The following is a 19,259-nucleotide window of genomic DNA, read 5'->3' on the forward strand; positions in this document are numbered from 1 at the left end:
ACAGTTGTTGCAGTTTAATTTGCCCGAAGACTATGCCGAACAGCAAAATAGTATTATCACTACCATTACTCAGAAAGAATTAAGTGACATCGCGATGAAAGAATTAAGCCAACCTATGCAATGGATTGTAGTAGGAGACGGTCAAGTAGTAAGATCTCAATTAGAAAAAATGAATTTAGACATTATAGAATTGCAGTTAGCTAAGTAAAAATGGTCAACTATTCAATATAGTTGCCTATATCTGCTTAGTATTATTATCCTCTGCAAATTAATATTCACTTGAAAATGAATAAAAAGGCCTTATTTATAGCGAATAAATAGGGCGATTATTCCCCACCGTTAGGAATTATTTTGACATTATCATTAAATCATTTTATTGACGCTTTCAATCAAAATGAAAACTTTAAAACACTTGCCGGTATTGGCCGTGGAATTGAACGTGAAGGGTTAAGGGTATTACCTGAAGGTAAACTCTCTGAACATGGTCATTACAGAGAGCTAGGTTCAGCACTAACACATGGTGAAATTACCACGGATTACTCTGAAACATTATTAGAATTTATTACGCCTGTTAGTCACTCTCCTGAGGAGGCTATTGCACAACTACAAGACATTCAAAAATTTACTTTCTCTAAGATAAATGGTGAGTTATTGTGGCCAATGAGTATGCCTTGTTTTGTTGATGATGCTAATAAAGTACCGTTGGCACAATATGGTGATTCTAATATTGGCAAAATGAAAACCGTTTATCGACAAGGCCTAAAAAACCGTTATGGTTCGATGATGCAAGTTATTGCGGGGATTCATTTTAACTTTTCTTTCTCTCAAGAGTTTTGGCAAGTTATCCAAAGTTTACAACCTCAAAAGGTTAGGCAGCCATTCAATGATTTTATCTCGGAGCAATACTTTTCTATTTTAAGAAATTATAAACGTTATTGTTGGCTTATCCCTTATTTGTATGGTGCTTCACCGGCATTATGCAGTTCTTTTTTGCAAGGTAAAACACCTCAGTTACCTTTTAAAAAATCGCCTAGTGGAGCATTGTATTTACAATATGCAACCTCTTTACGCATGAGTGATTTAGGTTATACCAGTAGTGAGCAGTCAAGTTTGAAGATTTGCTATAACAATTTGCATGATTATGTAGATGGCGTACAACATGCTATTCGCTTGAAATCTGATAAATTTGATAAAATTGGGGTAAAAGTTAATGGTGAGTATAGACAGCTAAATGCTAATGTTTTACAAATTGAAAATGAACTATATGCACCTATTCGCCCTAAACAAGTAATGAAGTCAGGTGAAAAACCTTCACAAGCGTTAAGAGATAGGGGCGTAGAATACATTGAAGTAAGAGCACTTGATGTAAACCCGTTTGTTGATACAGGTATTAGCTTAGAGCAAATTCATTTTTTAGATATTTTTATTACTTATTGTGCTTTTGTGGAAAATAAAAAGTTTGATTGTGACTCTCAAAAATCATTTGAAAAAAATATGAATGAAGTCGTCTTACGAGGAAGAGATCCAGACTTATTACTCGCAGATGCTGATTGTCAAGGTGAAGTCAATTTCAAATCAGTGATGACGTGGGGCAATGAATTATTTGATGATATGGCAAAGGTCGCTTTACTATTAGACAAGGCCTATCAAACCAAAAAATATACAGATTCCATCAAAAGAGAACGTGCGAAAATTAATAACCCTCGCTTAACTCCTTCTGCTGAAATATTATCTATTTTGCTAGATCAAGAACAGAGCCTTTCTCAATATTCGCTAGGGCTAGCATCTAAGTATCGTGATGAAACGCTCGCGCGCGATTATCAATATTATACACAGGAATATTTTGTTAATGCAGCTGAAAAATCGCAACAAACTCAACGAAGTATTGAAGAAAACGATACATTAAACTTTGATGATTTTTTGATAAATTATTTTAAATAATAAGCAAAAAAATGCATCTATAAAAATAGATGCATAAAACATGAAACACTAAGGGAAAAACATAACTATTAAGTAAGAGTGTGTTTTTAGCATTTAGTTCAACTTATTATTAAAAATAATTCACACCAGATCTTATTGTTCTTTAATTCAATATTGTTTACTCAGAAAACATAAAAAAATGCATCTATAAAAATAGATGCATAAAACATGAAACACTAAGGGAAAAACATAACTATTAAGTAAGAGTGTGTTTTTAGTATTTAGTTCAATTCATTTTTAAAAAAAGTAAAAATAAGTAAAAAAATATTGTTGATAATGTTAAGTCATTAAAATTATGGCACTATTAACGCTACTTTCACCATGTATACGCTCAAGTATGTTTATGTCAATTAGCAAAATATCTTGTGCAGTATTGAGCAGTATTTTCCTGTTATCAAGCTGTGCAACTCCACCGCCAACTAACCCTGAAAATATATGTGAAATTTTTCGCGAGCATAGAAGCCGGTATTTTGCTGCCAAAGATGCTCAGAATCGTTGGGGAGTACCAGTTCATGTGCCTATGAGTATGATGTATCAAGAAAGCTCATTTAAACAGGATGCGCTTCCTCCTCGTGACTATTTGTTTGGCTTTATTCCTTGGGGTAGGGTAAGTAGCGCTTATGGTTATTCGCAGGCCAAAACTTTGACATGGGAAGACTATATTAAAGAAACCGGGAATAGCGGTGCTGATCGCGATGATTTTGATGATGCTATTGATTTTATGGGATGGTTTGTTTTTAAAACTCAAAAGGTAAATGGTATTTCAAAGTGGGATGCTTACAATCAGTATCTAAATTATCATGAAGGTCGGGGGGATTTAAGCGTAAAACCTATAAGCATAAAGCATGGTTAGTGAGTGTTGCTAGAAAGGTAGATAATCGCGCTCGTCGTTATTCCTCACAATTAAGAAGTTGTGAAGAAAGTTTAAATCATGGTTGGTTATGGCGTCTTTTCTTTAGTTAGGTAAAGTTTGTTACTAGGATAATTACAATGGCTTTTCTGTTGATGGGGGAGTTTATATAGCTTTATGGTTAAGAACCGAGGTTTCATTATATTGTTTTTTACGAATTTAAAAGGACTAATTAAAGGAGGAAGGCACTTGAAAATTTATCGTAGTATTTGCAAAAAAAAAGATAAAGATTTTATTAAAAAACGGTTGTAATAGTTAAAAGCTGTTCTAATTGGGCTTAGACATTGTTATCCACAGAAATTGTGGAAAGCTATTTCTTCCTTCTCGCTTGTGGATAACATTGTGATTAACTTTCTTTTTACAATGAATCAGAATGTTTACTTTTCTTCTTCATCTTCGCTAACAAAGAATTCCGGCATAACACGTACTGTTTCAATTCTATTTTCAGACGCTTCTACAATTTCTACTGGGTAACCTGCTATACGCACACTAAGATTATTTTGTGGAATATCCTCTAGGTGTTCTATTATTAAACCGTTCAGTGTTTTAGGGCCATCAGTTGGTAATTTCCATGACATTTCTTTATTTACGTCACGGATGCTAGCACTGCCGTCCACTAGATAACTACCATCAGGCTGTAAAGTTACGGCATCACTTGGTGTTGGCGTTTGTGTCGTAGTAAAGTCACCTACAATTTCTTCAAGAATATCTTCTAAGGTAACTAAACCTTGAATATCACCGTATTCATCAACGACTAAACCTAATCGCTCTTTAGCGTGTTGAAATTTGAGTAATTGAATATTGAGCGGGGTACCTTCCGGAATATAATAAAGTTCACGAACCGCACGTAACAATGTGGCTTTAGTAAATTGGTTTTTCGATAATAATTTCAACGCATCACGGGCATGAATATAACCTACAACGTCGTCAATATTATCTCTATATAGTAGTACACGAGTATGATTAGCTTGTGTAAGTTGCTTTTGAATCTTTTTCCAATCGTCATTAACATCAATACCAATCAATTCACTCCGCGGGATCATAATGTCATCTACAGTGACTTTTTCTAAATCCAGTATGCTCATTAACATACTATGATCTTGTGCATGTAATAAAGCGCTTGACTCATTGACAACAGAGCGCAATTCTTCGCTACTTAAACTGTGTTGTTCTCGTTGTTCTGAACTAATGCCTAGTAACATTAGAATGCCATTTGTTATCCAGTTCACTGCCATCACAAACGGTAACAATACTTTTAATAACATCATTAAGAAAATAGAACTAGGGAAAGCTATTTTTTCAGGATACAAAGCGGCAAGTGTTTTTGGGGTAACTTCAGCAAAAATCAACACGACTAAAGTCAGTATTATGGTTGCAGTTAGTACGGCTAAATCATCAGATATCCCCAACTCACGTGATAATCTTAATGCAATGATTGTAGCGATGGCAGATGCAGCAATATTAACTAAATTATTACCAATTAAAATAAGGCCGATTAGTCTGTCTGGGCGTTTTAAAAGCTTGCTGACCCGCTTAGCACCTTTATGTTTTTCTTTTTCAAGATGCCTTAATTTGTAGCGATTTAGTGACATCATGCCCGTTTCTGAGCCTGAGAAGTAAGCTGAGATGAGTATCAGTATGCCAAGAATAATAAAAAGCATCTGAATTGATATGTTATCCAAAAAGGAAGTACCTTATATAATTAAAAAATAATAAAAAACTTAAGATAGCAGAAACTCTTTAACGAATCGACTACCAAAATAGGATAGGGTTAATAGCGTACTAGCTGTCATTGTTAACACTAATACTCGATGACCTCGCCATCCTTGTAAATAATGACCAAGTAATATCACAATATAAATGAGCATTGCGATGAGTGATAATACAGTTTTATGTATGTTAGCTTTAGCAAAATAACCATCTAAAAATGCTAAACCGATTAATTCACTAACAAATAAAGCTAATGTACCTATTGTTAATATAAGAAATAACTGTTTTTCTACCTGCATTAATGGTGGTAAATGTACCACGGCAGTTAAATTTTTGCTCTTTAATTTTAAATTTATGTACGTCACTTGAAAAGCATATAACGTTGCAATGATGAGAATGCAGTAAGCAATTAGCGCTATGCTGATATGGCTAATAAGTATAATTTTTTCAGCAACTAAAGGAATAGATTCTGTTGCAGGAATGAAAATTCGTGCTAATTGCCAAATACCCGCAAAACCGTAGATTACAGGTAATAATAAATTAACCTTTACACGCAAAGCGACAATTGATATAGCGATAGTAATAATTAGGCTGACCAACGATATTACGTTCGGAAGGCTGAAATTAATCCCCTTACCATAGGGTTGAAGAATAATTGTGCATCGTTGAATAAGTGAATAGCAATAGCGGTTGTTGCTATTATTAACACGCGATCAAGGTTAGGGCCGTTAGGGTGAAATAAGCGAGATACAATTACTATAGTGGCGAGCATGTAAGCAATAAACGCCATGCTTGAACCAATAACTAAAAACTCCACTAACCTAAACTCCTAAATGGTAAACTCAATATCATTGATTCTATCAGATAAAATATTAACTAACATGTCAAATATTACTTTGCTTGATATAGATTAAAGCACTAACTTTCTTAACGGTTTAATTGCCAAAAATGTAATTAAGCCGGCGCAGGCTAAACCAAACCATTGTGGCAACATTTCATGGGAATGCGACATTTGTTCCGTGATATCGATAGCAAAAAAAGCTAAACCAAAATCAAGTAAAGTAGCAAAACCTATTGCACTTAAAGACACACCTAATAAATATCGTACCAAAACAGCACTACCCATTTCATTTTTAATAACGCCTAAGGTAGAAATATTACTTGCAGGTCCTGCCATCATAAACACAAGTGCAGTACCCGGAGATAGTCCACCATAATAAAACCGGCAGCAATTGGTGTTGAAGCGGTTGCGCAAATATACATAGGAATGGATATAACAATCATCATCAACATCGCAGCTAAGCCACTTCCATAACTTAATAAAAACTCTGCAGGTAAAAATGTTCGTACAATCGCAGCAAAAATAAGGCCAATAGCTAACCAAATAATAATGTCATCAATTAATTGTGTAGAAGCGTAATACACACCTGCTTTGGTTTTTTCAATAAAATCTGATATGAAAGACTTTTCTATTAATGATACATCAGCAATGGATGATGTTGCACTACTAGAACAACAGCTGCTTTGGGTTGCAAGTTCGGGGGGCGAATTTTCAATGGAGGAGCTTGAGCAGCAACTGCTTTGTACGGGTGTATCAACTTTTTTTATTGGTTGTGAATTGCAACACGTATTTTTGTTTTCTACTTTAGGTAAAGGCTCTACTGTTGTTTTGCTTGAACAACAGTTAGTTGTACCTTCTTTAGTCGCTGTTACGGGGCTTTTTATAGACGTCTCTTTAATGGTAGCAACAAGTAACCCCGTGATTATTGCTGACATTATGGCAGCAAAAGGGCGGTAAATAGCAAACACAGGGCCAAGTAGTGCGTAAGATACTGACACAGAATCAATACCTGTTTCAGGTGTGGCAACTAAAAAAGATGCAGTTGCCGGCGCTGATGCACCACTTCGTCTTAATTCTGTTGCAACAGGAATTACACCACAAGAACATAAAGGCAGTGGTGCACCAATTAGTGCTGCTTTTATAATGGCGGACTTTCCTTTACCTAAATGTTTGCTTAAGGTATTAGTTGGTATCCAAGCTTTCATCAACCCAAAGAATGAGTAAGCCTAATAACAACCAAGGACTCGCCTCTGCGCTAAGGTCGATGAAGTTATCAATCAATAAAAAAATATATTCCATAATTGCAGCCATAAGAAGAAAAGTTAGAATAAATCAACAAGTTTGATTATAACATGATTTTATCTAGGAAGAAGTTTTCAAGCGTAAATGTTGGCTGTAAATACTTAAAAGTGATTTAAGTAGTCAACATTTACGGATCACATAACGCTGATCTCGACAATGACTTTATCACAGGTATAATAGTCTTATTAATTTTCACCACTTTCGCTATTTAAAGCGCTATCAGAGTTATTCATGTTTGAAAATCTTTCCGAACGATTAGGTAAAACCCTTAAAAATATTAGTGGCCGTGGTCGCTTAACCGAAGACAATATCAAGGAAACTTTACGTGAAGTGCGTATGGCACTACTTGAAGCGGATGTTGCCTTACCCGTCATTAGAGAATTTGTAAGTAAAGTAAAAGAACAAGCTATAGGCGTAGATGTTTCTAAAAGCTTAACGCCAGGGCAAGTGTTCGTGAAAATTGTTCAAAAGGAACTTGAGCTTGCGATGGGGGGAGTCAATGAAACCCTTGATTTAAAAGCCACACCTCCGGCAATCGTCTTGATGGCAGGTTTACAAGGTGCAGGTAAAACAACGTCAGTTGCAAAGCTAGCGAAGTTTTTAACTGAGCGTGAAAAGAAAAAGGTGCTTGTTGTTAGTGCGGACGTTTATCGTCCTGCAGCTATAAAACAATTAGAAACCTTAGCCGCTGAAATTAATGTTGGTTTTTTTCCGAGTGATATAAAACAAAAACCTATTGATATTGCAAATGCCGCCATTGATCATGCAAAGAAAAACTTTTTTGATGTTGTTATTGTCGATACTGCCGGTCGTTTACATGTAGACGAAAGCATGATGGATGAAATTAAAGCATTACACGCCGCAATTAATCCAATTGAAACCCTCTTTACTGTTGATGCTATGACAGGTCAAGATGCTGCAAATACAGCGAAAGCCTTTAATGATGCTTTGCCTTTAACCGGTGTGATTTTAACGAAAACTGATGGTGATGCTCGTGGTGGTGCAGCATTATCAATTCGTCACATTACCGGTAAACCGATAAAATTCATGGGTGTTGGCGAGAAAATAGAAGCATTAGAGCCGTTTCATCCTGACAGAATAGCCTCACGTATCTTAGGTATGGGTGATGTGTTATCGCTGATAGAAGAAGTTGAACAAAAAGTAGATAGAAAAAAAGCGGAACAACTAGCTAAAAAAGTAAAAAGTGGTAAAGGTTTTAGTTTAGAAGATTTTCGTGATCAGCTTGTGCAAATGAAAAGCATGGGTGGAATGATGGGCTTGATGGATAAACTACCAGGCATGGGTAATATGTCTGATAAAATTAAAGATCAGATGGATGATAAGTTAACCATTAGAATGGAAGCCATTATTAATTCTATGACACCTGGTGAGCGTGAACATCCTGATATAATAAAAGGCTCACGTAAACGTCGTATTGCGGCGGGTTCAGGTACTCAAATTCAAGATGTAAATAAGTTGCTTAAACAGTTTTCTCAAATGCAAAAAATGATGAAAAAAATGTCAGGTAAAGGTGGTATGAAAAAAATGATGCGAGGAATGCAAGGCATGATGCCACCCGGAGGAATGGGCGGTGGGGGAATGTTTGGCCGTTAATCTCAGTTATTTTAAGCCATTGTACTTTTAAACCTAAACATGATTTGTTTAGGTTTTTGTTTTTATAATGGTACTGTTTGCTAAAAACAATCCTTGCTTTTTATCTTCAAAAGCGTAGAATACGCGAGCTTTTCTGTCGCCTATTGACAGGAAGTGTCTGGAAAAATCCGTTTTAACACTAAAATTAAAGAGGGCGATATGGTTACCATTCGTTTAGCTCGTGGTGGCGCTAAAAAGCGTCCATTCTATCAGGTTGTTGTTGCAGATAGCCGTAACTCTCGCGATGGTCGTTTCATCGAGAAAGTTGGTTTCTTCAACCCAACAGCACAAGGTCAAGCTGAGAAATTACGCTTAGACCTAGATCGTATCAACCATTGGGTTGGTCAAGGTGTCTTGGTGTGTCTGATCGTGTGGCTAAGTTAGTAAAAGACGCACAAGTTGCGGCTTAATTGCTTAGTAAGTACAAAGTAGTAGGGTTTAATTTTGTAGTGAGTTGTTATGAATAACGAAAATCAAATTATCTTAGGTAAAGTAGGCGCTGTTTACGGTATCAAAGGTTGGTTGAAAATTCATTCATTCACTGATGAAATTGATGCCATACTTGACTATTTTCCTTGGTCATTAAAATTAGGAAATAAAACACAAACAGTTGAAATTACTGATTGGCGTAAGCACAACAAAGGGTTGATTGTGAAAGTGGGAAATATTGATGATAGAGATCAAGCGCAAGCATTGGTTGGCTCTGAAATATTAACCAGTGAAAGTTCATTGCCAGATTTACCGCAAGGTGAATTTTACTGGCGTGATTTGATCGGCATGAATGTTGTTACCACTAAAGGTTACGACCTTGGGGTGGTTTCCGATATGATGGAAACTGGCGCTAACGATGTACTGGTTGTAAAGGCGAACCTAAATGACGGTTTTGGTAAAAAAGAGCGGCTAATCCCATATCTTTTTGAAGACGTTGTTGAGTCGGTTAGCATTGAAAATAAACAAATTTGTGTTGACTGGGACCCAGGTTTCTAACTTGTGATTAGTGTTGATTCTTGTACTAATACTGCAAAGAAAGAAAAGAGCAAAATGTGGATAGGGGTGATAAGCCTTTTTCCCGAAATGTTTAACGCTATTACCGAGTATGGGGTGACAGGCCGAGCGATCCGTGGTGGGTTAATTGAGTTTCATAAATGGAACCCAAGAGACTTTACTCATGATCGACATCGCACTGTTGACGATCGTCCTTATGGCGGTGGTCCAGGTATGTTGATGATGGTGCAACCACTAAGGGATGCCATTACTGCTGCGCGAAATGCTGCAGAAGAAAATGGTAGAAAAGCGAAGGTCATTTATTTGTCGCCGCAGGGACGGAAATTGGACCAAGCAGGCGTTTGTGAATTAGCGCAAGATGACTGCCTGATATTTATAGCAGGTCGTTATGAAGGCATTGACGAGCGACTAATCGCGTCAGATATTGACGAAGAATGGTCGGTTGGTGATTACATTTTAAGTGGTGGGGAACTACCGATGAATGTAATAGATGCAGTAGCACGATTAGTGCCGGGTGTATTAGGACATAAAGAATCAGCAATTCAAGATTCTTTCTCTGAAGGCTTACATGGCTTATTAGATTGTCCACATTACACAAGGCCAGAAGTATTGACTACCTCAACAGGGGATGAAATGTCAGTACCGAAAATTTTGTTAAGTGGTAATCACGAACATATACGCATATGGCGCCAAAAGCAGTCTCTATTGAGAACATGGACCAGAAGACCAGAATTATTAATTAACCTAGCTCTGACAGATGAGCAGGAAAAAACGTTAGCTTTAATTAAAAAGCAAACAAAATCCACTTAGACTGTGAATACTAGGAAGAAGGTATTATGAGTAAAATTATTGAAATGCTCGAACAAGAGCAATTAAAAAAAGACCTACCAAACATACGCGCCAGGCGATACTGTAGTAGTTCAAGTAAAAGTTACTGAAGGTGATAAATCACGTCTTCAAGCATTTGAAGGTGTCGTTATCTCTGTTAAAAACCGTGGCTTACATTCAGCGTTCACTGTTCGTAAAATTTCGAACGGTGTTGGTGTAGAACGTGTATTCCAGACACATAGCCCAATTGTTGACTCAATTGCTGTTAAACGTCGCGGTGATGTTCGTCAAGCGAAACTTTACTATCTTCGTGAACGTTCAGGTAAATCTGCGCGTATTAAAGAAAAATTGGCTAAAAAGTAATTTTCTAAAAAGAAAACTACTTGCTACTTTTTTGATAAATAAAGATGATAAAAAAAGGGTGAATATTAAGTTATTCACCCTTTTTTGTTATAAAATATTTACCTCTCACAGAAACATAATTTACAGCCTCATGAAAACGGTATTGTTGTAAAAGTTAGTTATTTTCTGCTCGATGTATTTTCAAAAATTCAATGGCTTTATCAACAGCACTTTTCACTTTTGTTTCCATCTCAAAACGTTCAGAAGTCGGTAAATAAAATGCCATATCCACCTCATGACGGATATAACGAGTGGGTAACTGATTAAGTACAATACAGATCAGATCTGCGATAAAATCTTCATCATATTTTTCATTAAACTTAGATAAAGTAAAGTATTGCATTACAAGTTTTTCATAATAATTATGAATATCATCAGATATTTTCATTGTATATTTCCTAAAATTTATTTTCTTGAATTAAGGTTAACCTGTGATTTGCAAAAATGCTAATTTAATTCTTCCTCAGCCAATGTTGCAATTGGCGTAAAATTAACGTTTTTCCGCCAGTTCAATGTCTCGTTCAATTGCAGAAATAGCTTTACGACAACGACCTAAACGTTGATGTAAAGCGAGTACCTCAGAGGATACTTTTTCAGACTCATGTTGTTTACATTGTAATCGAGTGATTTCGCGTTCAGCCACCATATCCATTAGACGACGTTCAAATTCATGATGTTCAGCTAATTTTGTATATAATTGGTGACTGCTAAGCATGATACTTTTAGTCATATCACTGTACTTATTTGTTTGTTTTATTTTGGCTTTTTTTATGCGTACTTTATTATTGGCATCAAAGCTTAGTTTGGCTGCTTGATGCATCACTGAATTTGACAATAAAGCATTTGAAATAGCCGATAGTTGTTGCTCAATTTGTTGTAAAAGAATTTTAGAAAGATCAATCTTATTCGCTTTTGCTAAACGAGAAAATTCAGCAATTCGTCGAGAAACTTCCTTTATATATGGACCGAATTGGTCACTTTGGCTAGCAAAAAGGGTTGAGGAAAATAAATTGTTATTCTCAATTAAACGATGCGCTTTATGCTGCATGTTTTGTTTGTCTATTTCTTTAGCTTTAGCATCAAGTGTTTTTAGTAGTAAAGATAAACGCTCAATAGAGTTCATTATTTAACCTGGTGCTTTAGTTAATAGGTAAAGTTGAATGATAACTATAACATTTTCGTTACTTTTATACTCACACATTTAGTTTTTACGATTATATATATTGGTATATGGCCAAAAAGCATAAATTGCTAATTGTTAAAAAACTCATTTTTGTCACATTATATTTACATTTCGACGGTGTGTTTTGTTAAGTGTTTGAATATATTGTGTTATTTATTTATTTTTATAGTGCACTTACAAGTAACATAAAAACAAAAAATAAATAAAATTATCTTAACTAACTGTTATTTAACGTTAAAGTGTTTCTGTAGTACTTTTTTTTTGTGAAAAAATATAAATTTTGATCTTTTTTGAGAAAGTTTTCTATTTAATTAAAAATCATGCTTTTAACTTGTTAACTACTTGTTTTAAATGTTGTTTTGTGTTTTTGTTGCCTTTTTTATGCCATGTTTGAATGTTATTTAATATGTATAAATGTTAAAAATTTTGTCTATTGGTTATGAATGGTGTTGACGCTGTGCGTTGATCCCGTTTAATATCGTAAGGGACAGATCAGGTCATATGACCCGTTCAAAAAAGTTTACGAGGCAATATAGTCTCGAAGCGGCTAAAAACAAACAAATAACAACCAATCACGAATGTGATCCAGGGAGTAAACATGTATAACAACTTTTCAAAAACCTTTAAAAGATCAGTAGCAGCGATTGCTGTATCAACTGTTCTAGGAATGACCTCAGCGTCAGCTGAAGATATTAAAGGTACTATTGCCGTAACTGATGGTAATACAAATGGTTTAACAGTTAAGGCTGTTAACAAGGCAACGGGAACAACCCGTACAGTGGAGCTTGATGCAGATGGTTCTTATCGTTTAGCAAAGCTTCCGTCAGGTCAATATGAAGTAACTGTAACAAAAGGTAATACTGTACTTGCTAAAGAATCAGTACAAGTTTCACTTGGTAGAAATGCAATCACAAACTTTGAAGTTGTAGCTCCTTCTGATGATGTTGAAGTTATTCAAGTTGTAGGTTCATCAGTATCAACTATTGATTTAGGTTCGTCAGATTCAGGTCTTATTATTGGTGATGTTGATATTGCTCGTATGCCTATTGCACAAAACATAACCTCTGTGGCAATGCTTGCTCCAGGTACTGTTAAAGGTGATTCTGCTTTTGGTAACACAGCCTCTTTCGGTGGCTCTTCTGTTGCTGAAAATGCTTGTTACATTAATGGTCTTGAAGTAACAAATACACGACAAGGTTTAGGTTGTGGTGAAGTACCTTTTGAATTCTATAAAGAATTCCAAATTAAAACAGGTGGTTACTCAGCTAAATATGGCCGAGCTACTGGTGGTACTATGAACTCTATTACTAAGAGTGGTACAAACGATTGGGAATTTGCGGCTATACTTCAATACCAACCTGAAGGTTTGCAAGAAGAAGGAAATTTCTCTCGCGGTAAAGGTGGTTCAGGTAAAGTTTTCAGAGATGAACGTCGTGACTCAGATAATAAAGTTGATTTCACTATCTCAGCGGGCGGCGCAATTATCGAGGATACTTTATTTTTCTACGGTTTACTTAACCCAAGAGATGTTGAATCTTCATATACATGGGGGGGAGATGAGTTCTCACCTAATAATGAATACCGTGAACGAGATTCATCACCGAGTGATAATTTATTTTGGGGTGGTAAGTTAGATTGGGATATTAACGAAGATCACCGTTTAAGCTTATTCGGCTACTCTAACCGAAGTGATACAGAAGAAACCGTATATAATTATGATCCTAACGCAACTGAAAATGGTATTGTACGCGATAAGATCGACTCAAATTTACGTAAACGTGGTGGCGAAGCGCAAAGCTTAAGCTATACAGGTTACATGACTGATGACTTCATTGTAACAGCTTTAATTGGTAAAATTGAAACTGAATATGAAACACAATCAGCTAATCTAGTTTGTCCTACAGTAACTGATTCTCGTAATACAGACAATCCTGTTACAGGTTGTGGTGCAGGTGGTAGTTTTGGTGCCAATAATGATTCTAATACTCAATATCGTTTAGATCTTGAATACACCATTGGTGATCACACTATCGTTGGTGGTATTGATTATCAAGAGCGTGATTCAGTAAGAGTAAGTCGTCCAATTGGTGGCCATAGTTATGACTATAAAACACTAGCCGCCGGTGGTGATTTTCAAGCAGACAATGGCGCACTAGAAAATACAACCGGTGCCGCAATGGACATTGTTGAAGATCGTATTTTTGATGGTGGTGGTAGTTTCAATTCTGAATTAACAGCTTATTACATTGAAGATAAGTGGCAAGTTAATGATAACCTAGTATTAGATATAGGTTTACGGGTTGATGAATTTGATAGTGGGAACTACAGGTAAGTTACTTACAAGTTTTAAAACAGATATTGCTCCACGTTTAGGCTTGACATGGGATCCTGTAGGTAATGGTGAGTCAAAAGTTTATGCTACATATGGTCGATACTACTTGCCTGTTGCTAATAACACTATTTTCCGTGCAGCTTCTGGGGTAAGTGATATTACCACTGCTTATACTTTTACTGGAGTAGATGGTACTACAGGTGCTCCTACAGGTTTAACTCCTTTGGCAGAAACTCTAGAAGGTGGAACATTAGCTGATTCTCAACAAATAAGTGGTACACCAGTTGTTCCTGAGAAAGATATTTTCCAAGCTCAAGAAGCTGACCCATTCTCTAAAGATGAATATATCGTTGGTTATGAACAAATACTTAACGAAAACTATACCCTAGGTTTAAAAGGTACTTTCCGTGAAGTAGCTACAGCATTAGATGATTACTGTGGACGTTATGCATACCCATACTGTGTAATGGTTAACCCTGGTTTTGATTCTAGTCGGTACAGTGATGGTTACTACTGGAACGGTAGTGATTGGGGCGATTCAGCTTTTGATGATGATGGTGTTCCAGATGAAGGTTCATTAACAACTTATAGTGCTGAAACTATGGGCTTACCTAAAGCTAAGAATGAGTACACAGCTTTAGAAACTATGATTAAATATAACGAAGACAACTTCCGTTATACACTAACGTATACTTGGTCTCGTAGTATAGGTAACTTTGAAGGGGCTGTTAAATCTGATATTGGTCAAGCTGATCCGGTATTACACAAGATTTCGATTTCCCTGCATTAATGGATGGTTCTGATGGTTATCAACCAAACGATCGTCGCCACGTTTTCAAATTCTTCGGAAGTTGGGAACCTATGGAAGATTTACTAGTCGGTTGGAATGCTACATTGTCTAGCGGGCGTCCTTTAAGCTTATTTGGTCAGGGTTATCCTTCTGATGATCCGAACTTAAATGGTGGTTGGGGTGATTTATTCTATCTTGCTGATACAGATTCAAGCGGTGAGTTAACAGGTACTTATACTCGTCATTCACGCGGTTCAGCAGGTCGTACTCCATGGACATTTAACATCGATTTATCTGCAGCTTATAACTTTACTATTTCAGATATTGACATGAAAGCTTCTATCAATGTATTTAACGTATTAAATACACAAGAAGCTATATCAATGAATGAACATTATGAAGCATCTGAAGGTGTTGAAAACCAATGGTATGGTGCTGCATATGGCTTCCAAACTCCACGTTATGTACGTATTGGATTTGAAGCTCGCTTCTAAAATTAGTTAACTTTAAACGAATATCAAAAGCCTCTTAATTGAGGCTTTTTTTTATGTAATAGTTATTTACCCATAAATGAAAACCTATTATTATTGTTACTCTTTCATGGTTGAAAACTGTGACCACAGCTTATAAATGTTCGGAGCAGCTTTATCAAGCGATTAGATAAATTAAAAAATAAAGCCAGTGAAATACTCAATCGTACGCTTGATCAACATATCAACTTAGCGGTTACTGGCCTAAGTCGAAGTGGAAAAACCGCTTTTATCACCTCATTAGTGAATCAATTAATTACTGAAGGTAATGGTAGTAAGTTAAGTTTTTTTGATCCCGTTCATAATGGTAATTTTATTGCAGCAAAAAGAGTGCCTCAACAAAATTTATCAATTCCCCGTTTTGATTATGACAAAGCAATTACTTCATTAACCGCCGAGCCACCATCATGGCCAGAGCCTACGCATGGTATAAGTGAACTGCGTTTGGCTATTCGTTATCAACCGCAAAAATCTATATTAAAGTATGCAGCTGATATGGCTACGTTAACCCTCGATATCACTGATTATCCCGGTGAATGGTTGCTAGATTTACCGATGCTAAAACAAACTTATGAGCAATGGTCTGAGCAAACACAAGCGTTGTTAACTTCATCACCCCGTAATAAATATTCTCATGATTTTTTAGAAAAAATTGGTAATTTAGACCCATTCGACGTGGCTGATGAAGAAATATTAGCGCAATTATCCCAAGAGTATACCGAGTTATTACATACCTTTCGTTATCAATTAGGTCTTAGTGTTATCCAACCAGGGCGTTTTATATTACCGGCTGAATTAGTCGGCGCCCCTATCCTAGAGTTTTTCCCTTTTCCAAATTTAACTAAGATTGATGGTAATGAGTATCAAAATGCCAGAGATGATAGTTTTATTGGTATGTTAAGAGCACGTTTTATAGAATACAAAGAGGAAGTTGTTAAAAAGTTTTATCATCAACATTTCATGCGTTTTGATAGACAAATTGTTTTAGCTGATTGTTTAACACCATTGAATGCGTGTTCTGAAAATAGTGGTCCTGAAAGTTTTGATGATCTGCAGTTAGCAATAGACATGATTTTAGAAAGTTACAGCTATGGGAAATCGGGTTTGTTTTCGCGTTTGTTTTCTCCAAAAATTGATAAGTTGCTTTTTGCCGCAACAAAGGCTGACCATGTAACCGCAGAACAACATGCCCCCATGGTTTCATTATTAAATCAATTGATTTATCAAAGTAAACATAATATTAACTTTGAAGCTATTGAAATGAAAACCCTCGCGATAGCGTCAGTAAAAAGTACCAATTCAGGAAAGAGCTTTCATAACGGTCAACAAGTGTCGGTAATTCAAGGACATAGGTTGAAGAACACGTTAGACAAAGAGACTGTAGAGAAAATCACTTTATTTCCTGGATCTGTACCAGAAAAACTCCCTCAAAAAGAGTTTTGGCAAGAAAGTGCATTTAACTTTATCAATTTTTCACCGATGAGTGGTATGACAAAGCATGAAGCCTTACCTCATATTCGTATGGATCAGGTATTACAATTTTTGTTAGCAGATAAGATGCTATAAAGCTCCAAAAGTGACTCAAACAAAATGAATTCAAAGGATCTTAACTCAAACATATGACCTCAAAAAAAATACAAGTGATGTAAAAGAGCATCAACAACAAGTGTTGTTTTCAGAAAACGAATTGTTGAGTAATCAACTTACCCAAACGTCTGAAGTAAGTAATGAAGGTAAGCAGGTGATCTTTGATAATAAAGATTACCACCAATAGAAGAGCAAACAGAGCTGCCCGGTACTTCATGAGCAAACCCAAGGTGATGGTATAGTTGAAAGTAACAAACGTCGTCCACGCCGGCTATGGCGTATAGCGCTGACATTATTGACCGTGCTTATTGGGATAGAAACGTTTGACTTTTTTGTAACTGGCTTTGCTCAGTCGCCTATTATTACCAGTATTTATGCCATTATTTTAGCTTGTTTAACTATGCTTGCCTGTTCAAGTTTGTTCAGTGAATGGACAACATTAAGGCAATTTAAGCGCAGAGAAAAACTCAAACAGCAAGCAAATCACCTACTATTTGATAGTATTGCACCGACAAGCCACCACGAAGGTAACTTAGATGTAGCGACGTTTTGTCAAAAAATAACAGATAATTTGCCTTGTGATCTTGGTTTTGAAAAAGAAGGGGAACAAGGGAATGTCTGGGAAGATGCATTAAGTAGCCCACATACTAACCAAGAATTACTTCAGCTTTATTCACGCTTAGTGTTATCTAAAGTGGATGAAAAAGCTATGGCAGAAATAGCCAAGTTTTCAACCGAAGCCGTCGTTTTAGTGTCTTTGAGTCCTGTCGCTATTATTGATATGTTGATTATATTATGGCGTAATTTACGAATGATAAATAAAGTGGTCGGTTTGTACGGGTTAAAGTTAGGTTATTGGAGTCGTATAAAATTAATAAGGCAAGTTTTTGTTAATATGGTTTATGCGGGAGCCAGTGAATTGATTGCTGATTTTGGGGCGGATATGATAGGTGCGGATTTACTTGGAAAACTTTCAGGACGTCTAGCGCAAGGACTAGGCGCAGGTATGTTAACGGCACGTCTGGGCGTTAAAACAATGCAACTATGTCGCCCTATCCCCTTCGAAGACAAGCCTAAACTAGGTCATGTTCGCAAAGAAATGCTGACAACCATTAAAAACTTACTTAGCCGTAAAGTTTAAGCTAGCTTTGTTCTATTAAACGAATAATTTTACAGCGTAAACATGAACGGTTGTGAAGCGCGTTAGTGCAAGTGGAATATTAACCGTGCATTACTTGTAACGCTTATTTTACGATATGATTTTTTGTTGTTTTTTCGTTGGAAGTCAAATGCTTTCTTTTTTTCAACACCAACCTTAAGATAAATGTAACTAAAGGGGAGCCCCTCATAATAAAAAGTAGGTTACAGCCATGTCAAAAGGCACCAAGTATGTTTCTAAACATGCTGATGAAAACGGTATTATTCACTGGTCAGAGCAAGAAAATAAAACATGGAATACGCTGATCTCACGTCAGCTTTCTCATATAGATAATAAAGCTTGTGATGAATATTTTGAAGGATTAGCACTATTACAATTACCCACTGACAGAATTCCACAACTCGGTGAGGTTTCAAAAGTATTGCAAGCTACAACAGGGTGGCAATGTTACCCTGTGCCTGCCCTTATTGGCTTTGGTGAGTTTTTTAAATTGTTGTCAGAAAAAAATTCCCCGTGGCAACATTTATTCGTAGCCAAGAAGAATTAGATTATCTGCAAGAGCCTGATATATTTCATGAAATATTTGGTCATTGCCCACTATTAACCAACGCTTCTTTCGCTAATTATACGCAAGCGTATGGAAAGATGGGATTGAATGCTACTAAAGAACAACGGGTTTTTTTAGCTCGTCTATACTGGTTTACAATTGAGTTTGGCTTACTTAATACACCTAAAGGACTAAGGATTTATGGTGGTGGTATCTTATCTTCACCAAGTGAAACTGAATACGCATTAACCGATGAAAGTGTAGAGCGTAGACCATTAAATAAAGCTAATGTTATTGACGTGCTTAGAACCCCATATCGAATTGATATAATGCAACCTGTTTACTTTATGCTAAATAAAGTCAGTGATTTAGACAGTATTAGAGAGTTATCCGTAGAAGATATTATGGTGCTGATTGAAGAAGCAAGAGCACTTGGTTTATTTGATGCTAAATTTTCACCTAAAGATAAAGTTTAACTCAGTATGAGTTAACACAAAAAA

The 19,259-nt window shown here is 36.1% G+C and carries 18 protein-coding genes and 4 pseudogenes; 14 read left to right on the forward strand and 8 right to left on the reverse strand.

Annotation, left to right across the window (positions count from 1 at the left end; all coding sequences use genetic code 11):
* Window positions 1-19: 19 nt before the first annotated feature.
* The 3 genes and pseudogenes from L3081_RS08860 to L3081_RS08870 all read left to right on the forward strand — a co-directional run bounded on the left by L3081_RS08860 (window position 20) and on the right by L3081_RS08870 (window position 2,943).
* A complete protein-coding gene (locus tag L3081_RS08860) occupies window positions 20-208 on the forward strand; it encodes a hypothetical protein (protein ID WP_242284986.1) in 189 nt (62 codons plus the stop codon).
* A 143-nt stretch (window positions 209-351) separates the two neighbouring features.
* Window positions 352-1,941 (forward strand): glutamate--cysteine ligase, encoded by a 1,590-nt coding sequence (gshA, locus tag L3081_RS08865; RefSeq protein ID WP_242284987.1) that lies wholly within the window; start codon window positions 352-354, stop codon window positions 1,939-1,941.
* Between the two features lie 382 nt (window positions 1,942-2,323).
* Window positions 2,324-2,943 (forward strand): annotated as a pseudogene (locus L3081_RS08870) (transglycosylase SLT domain-containing protein).
* A gap of 324 nt (window positions 2,944-3,267) precedes the next feature.
* On the opposite strand, the gene L3081_RS08875 reads toward L3081_RS08870, so the two are convergent.
* From L3081_RS08875 to L3081_RS08895, 5 genes are all read right to left on the reverse strand, one after another.
* A complete protein-coding gene (locus L3081_RS08875; RefSeq protein WP_242284995.1) occupies window positions 3,268-4,572 on the reverse strand; it encodes an HlyC/CorC family transporter in 1,305 nt (434 codons plus the stop codon).
* 39 nt (window positions 4,573-4,611) lie between these two features.
* The gene (locus L3081_RS08880; RefSeq protein ID WP_242284997.1) at window positions 4,612-5,199 is read right to left on the reverse strand and encodes a cytochrome C assembly family protein; all 588 of its coding nucleotides are present in this window, start codon (window positions 5,197-5,199) and stop codon (window positions 4,612-4,614) included.
* A 5-nt stretch (window positions 5,200-5,204) separates the two neighbouring features.
* A complete protein-coding gene (locus L3081_RS08885; RefSeq protein ID WP_242284999.1) occupies window positions 5,205-5,417 on the reverse strand; it encodes a hypothetical protein in 213 nt (70 codons plus the stop codon).
* Between the two features lie 93 nt (window positions 5,418-5,510).
* A complete protein-coding gene (locus L3081_RS08890) occupies window positions 5,511-5,780 on the reverse strand; it encodes a hypothetical protein (protein ID WP_242285000.1) in 270 nt (89 codons plus the stop codon).
* Window positions 5,777-6,646, reverse strand: a complete 870-nt coding sequence (locus L3081_RS08895; RefSeq protein ID WP_242285001.1) for a permease — start codon at window positions 6,644-6,646, stop codon at window positions 5,777-5,779. The genes L3081_RS08890 and L3081_RS08895 overlap by 4 nt, the downstream gene beginning before the upstream one ends.
* Window positions 6,647-6,974: 328 nt before the next feature.
* Between L3081_RS08895 and ffh the strand changes: the two genes are divergently transcribed.
* The 5 genes and pseudogenes from ffh to rplS all read left to right on the forward strand — a co-directional run bounded on the left by ffh (window position 6,975) and on the right by rplS (window position 10,592).
* The gene (gene ffh, locus L3081_RS08900; protein ID WP_242285003.1) at window positions 6,975-8,357 is read left to right on the forward strand and encodes a signal recognition particle protein; all 1,383 of its coding nucleotides are present in this window, start codon (window positions 6,975-6,977) and stop codon (window positions 8,355-8,357) included.
* A 198-nt stretch (window positions 8,358-8,555) separates the two neighbouring features.
* Window positions 8,556-8,806, forward strand: a pseudogene (gene rpsP / locus L3081_RS08905) (30S ribosomal protein S16).
* 49 nt (window positions 8,807-8,855) lie between these two features.
* Window positions 8,856-9,383 (forward strand): ribosome maturation factor RimM, encoded by a 528-nt coding sequence (rimM, locus tag L3081_RS08910; RefSeq protein ID WP_242285005.1) that lies wholly within the window; start codon window positions 8,856-8,858, stop codon window positions 9,381-9,383.
* A gap of 54 nt (window positions 9,384-9,437) precedes the next feature.
* Window positions 9,438-10,211, forward strand: coding sequence for a tRNA (guanosine(37)-N1)-methyltransferase TrmD (trmD, locus tag L3081_RS08915; RefSeq protein ID WP_242285704.1), 774 nt, complete (start codon window positions 9,438-9,440; stop codon window positions 10,209-10,211).
* A gap of 26 nt (window positions 10,212-10,237) precedes the next feature.
* Window positions 10,238-10,592: pseudogene (gene rplS, locus L3081_RS08920) on the forward strand (50S ribosomal protein L19).
* A 154-nt stretch (window positions 10,593-10,746) separates the two neighbouring features.
* Here rplS and L3081_RS08925 read toward each other — a convergent pair.
* Both L3081_RS08925 and L3081_RS08930 read right to left on the reverse strand, forming a co-directional pair.
* Window positions 10,747-11,019, reverse strand: a complete 273-nt coding sequence (locus L3081_RS08925; protein ID WP_242285006.1) for a late competence development ComFB family protein — start codon at window positions 11,017-11,019, stop codon at window positions 10,747-10,749.
* A 102-nt stretch (window positions 11,020-11,121) separates the two neighbouring features.
* On the reverse strand, window positions 11,122-11,754 hold the full coding sequence (locus L3081_RS08930) for a primosomal replication protein (protein WP_242285008.1): 633 nt from the start codon (window positions 11,752-11,754) through the stop codon (window positions 11,122-11,124).
* A 658-nt stretch (window positions 11,755-12,412) separates the two neighbouring features.
* On the opposite strand from L3081_RS08930, the gene L3081_RS28145 reads away from it, so the two are divergent.
* From L3081_RS28145 to L3081_RS08940, 4 genes are all read left to right on the forward strand, one after another.
* On the forward strand, window positions 12,413-14,146 hold the full coding sequence (locus L3081_RS28145) for a TonB-dependent receptor (RefSeq protein WP_338027201.1): 1,734 nt from the start codon (window positions 12,413-12,415) through the stop codon (window positions 14,144-14,146).
* Window positions 14,118-14,936 carry an outer membrane beta-barrel protein gene (locus L3081_RS28150; protein ID WP_338027202.1) on the forward strand — a complete coding sequence of 273 codons (819 nt, stop codon included), beginning with the start codon at window positions 14,118-14,120 and terminating at the stop codon, window positions 14,934-14,936. The genes L3081_RS28145 and L3081_RS28150 overlap by 29 nt, the downstream gene beginning before the upstream one ends.
* On the forward strand, window positions 14,936-15,430 hold the full coding sequence (locus L3081_RS28155) for a hypothetical protein (RefSeq protein ID WP_338027203.1): 495 nt from the start codon (window positions 14,936-14,938) through the stop codon (window positions 15,428-15,430). The genes L3081_RS28150 and L3081_RS28155 overlap by 1 nt, the downstream gene beginning before the upstream one ends.
* Before the next feature lie 153 nt (window positions 15,431-15,583).
* Window positions 15,584-17,032, forward strand: coding sequence for a YcjX family GTP-binding protein (locus L3081_RS08940; protein WP_338027287.1), 1,449 nt, complete (start codon window positions 15,584-15,586; stop codon window positions 17,030-17,032).
* Window positions 17,033-17,169: 137 nt separating this feature from the next.
* Here the strand turns inward: L3081_RS08940 and L3081_RS08945 are convergent, their stop codons facing one another.
* On the reverse strand, window positions 17,170-17,346 hold the full coding sequence (locus tag L3081_RS08945) for a hypothetical protein (protein ID WP_242285012.1): 177 nt from the start codon (window positions 17,344-17,346) through the stop codon (window positions 17,170-17,172).
* On the opposite strand from L3081_RS08945, the gene L3081_RS08950 reads away from it, so the two are divergent.
* On the forward strand, window positions 17,340-18,194 hold the full coding sequence (locus tag L3081_RS08950) for a YcjF family protein (protein ID WP_338027288.1): 855 nt from the start codon (window positions 17,340-17,342) through the stop codon (window positions 18,192-18,194). The genes L3081_RS08945 and L3081_RS08950 overlap by 7 nt on opposite strands.
* A gap of 229 nt (window positions 18,195-18,423) precedes the next feature.
* Window positions 18,424-19,235 (forward strand): annotated as a pseudogene (gene phhA, locus L3081_RS08955) (phenylalanine 4-monooxygenase).
* Window positions 19,236-19,259: the final 24 nt, after the last annotated feature.

It is taken from the genome of Colwellia maritima (assembly GCF_022669015.1).
Lineage (GTDB): Bacteria > Pseudomonadota > Gammaproteobacteria > Enterobacterales > Alteromonadaceae > Colwellia > Colwellia maritima.

What these genes read in the sequence shown, in the direction of transcription:
- L3081_RS08890 (WP_242285000.1), bottom strand. Translation starts at nt 5,780, where the DNA reads ATGATGGCAGGACCTGCAAGTAATATTTCTACCTTAGGCGTTATTAAA.
- L3081_RS08895 (WP_242285001.1), bottom strand. Translation starts at nt 6,646, where the DNA reads ATGAAAGCTTGGATACCAACTAATACCTTAAGCAAACATTTAGGTAAA.
- ffh (WP_242285003.1), top strand. Translation starts at nt 6,975, where the DNA reads ATGTTTGAAAATCTTTCCGAACGATTAGGTAAAACCCTTAAAAATATT.
- rimM (WP_242285005.1), top strand. Translation starts at nt 8,856, where the DNA reads ATGAATAACGAAAATCAAATTATCTTAGGTAAAGTAGGCGCTGTTTAC.
- trmD (WP_242285704.1), top strand. Translation starts at nt 9,438, where the DNA reads ATGTGGATAGGGGTGATAAGCCTTTTTCCCGAAATGTTTAACGCTATT.
- L3081_RS08925 (WP_242285006.1), bottom strand. Translation starts at nt 11,019, where the DNA reads ATGAAAATATCTGATGATATTCATAATTATTATGAAAAACTTGTAATG.
- L3081_RS08930 (WP_242285008.1), bottom strand. Translation starts at nt 11,754, where the DNA reads ATGAACTCTATTGAGCGTTTATCTTTACTACTAAAAACACTTGATGCT.
- L3081_RS28145 (WP_338027201.1), top strand. Translation starts at nt 12,413, where the DNA reads ATGTATAACAACTTTTCAAAAACCTTTAAAAGATCAGTAGCAGCGATT.
- L3081_RS28150 (WP_338027202.1), top strand. Translation starts at nt 14,118, where the DNA reads ATGAATTTGATAGTGGGAACTACAGGTAAGTTACTTACAAGTTTTAAA.
- L3081_RS28155 (WP_338027203.1), top strand. Translation starts at nt 14,936, where the DNA reads ATGGATGGTTCTGATGGTTATCAACCAAACGATCGTCGCCACGTTTTC.
- L3081_RS08945 (WP_242285012.1), bottom strand. Translation starts at nt 17,346, where the DNA reads ATGTCAGCGCTATACGCCATAGCCGGCGTGGACGACGTTTGTTACTTT.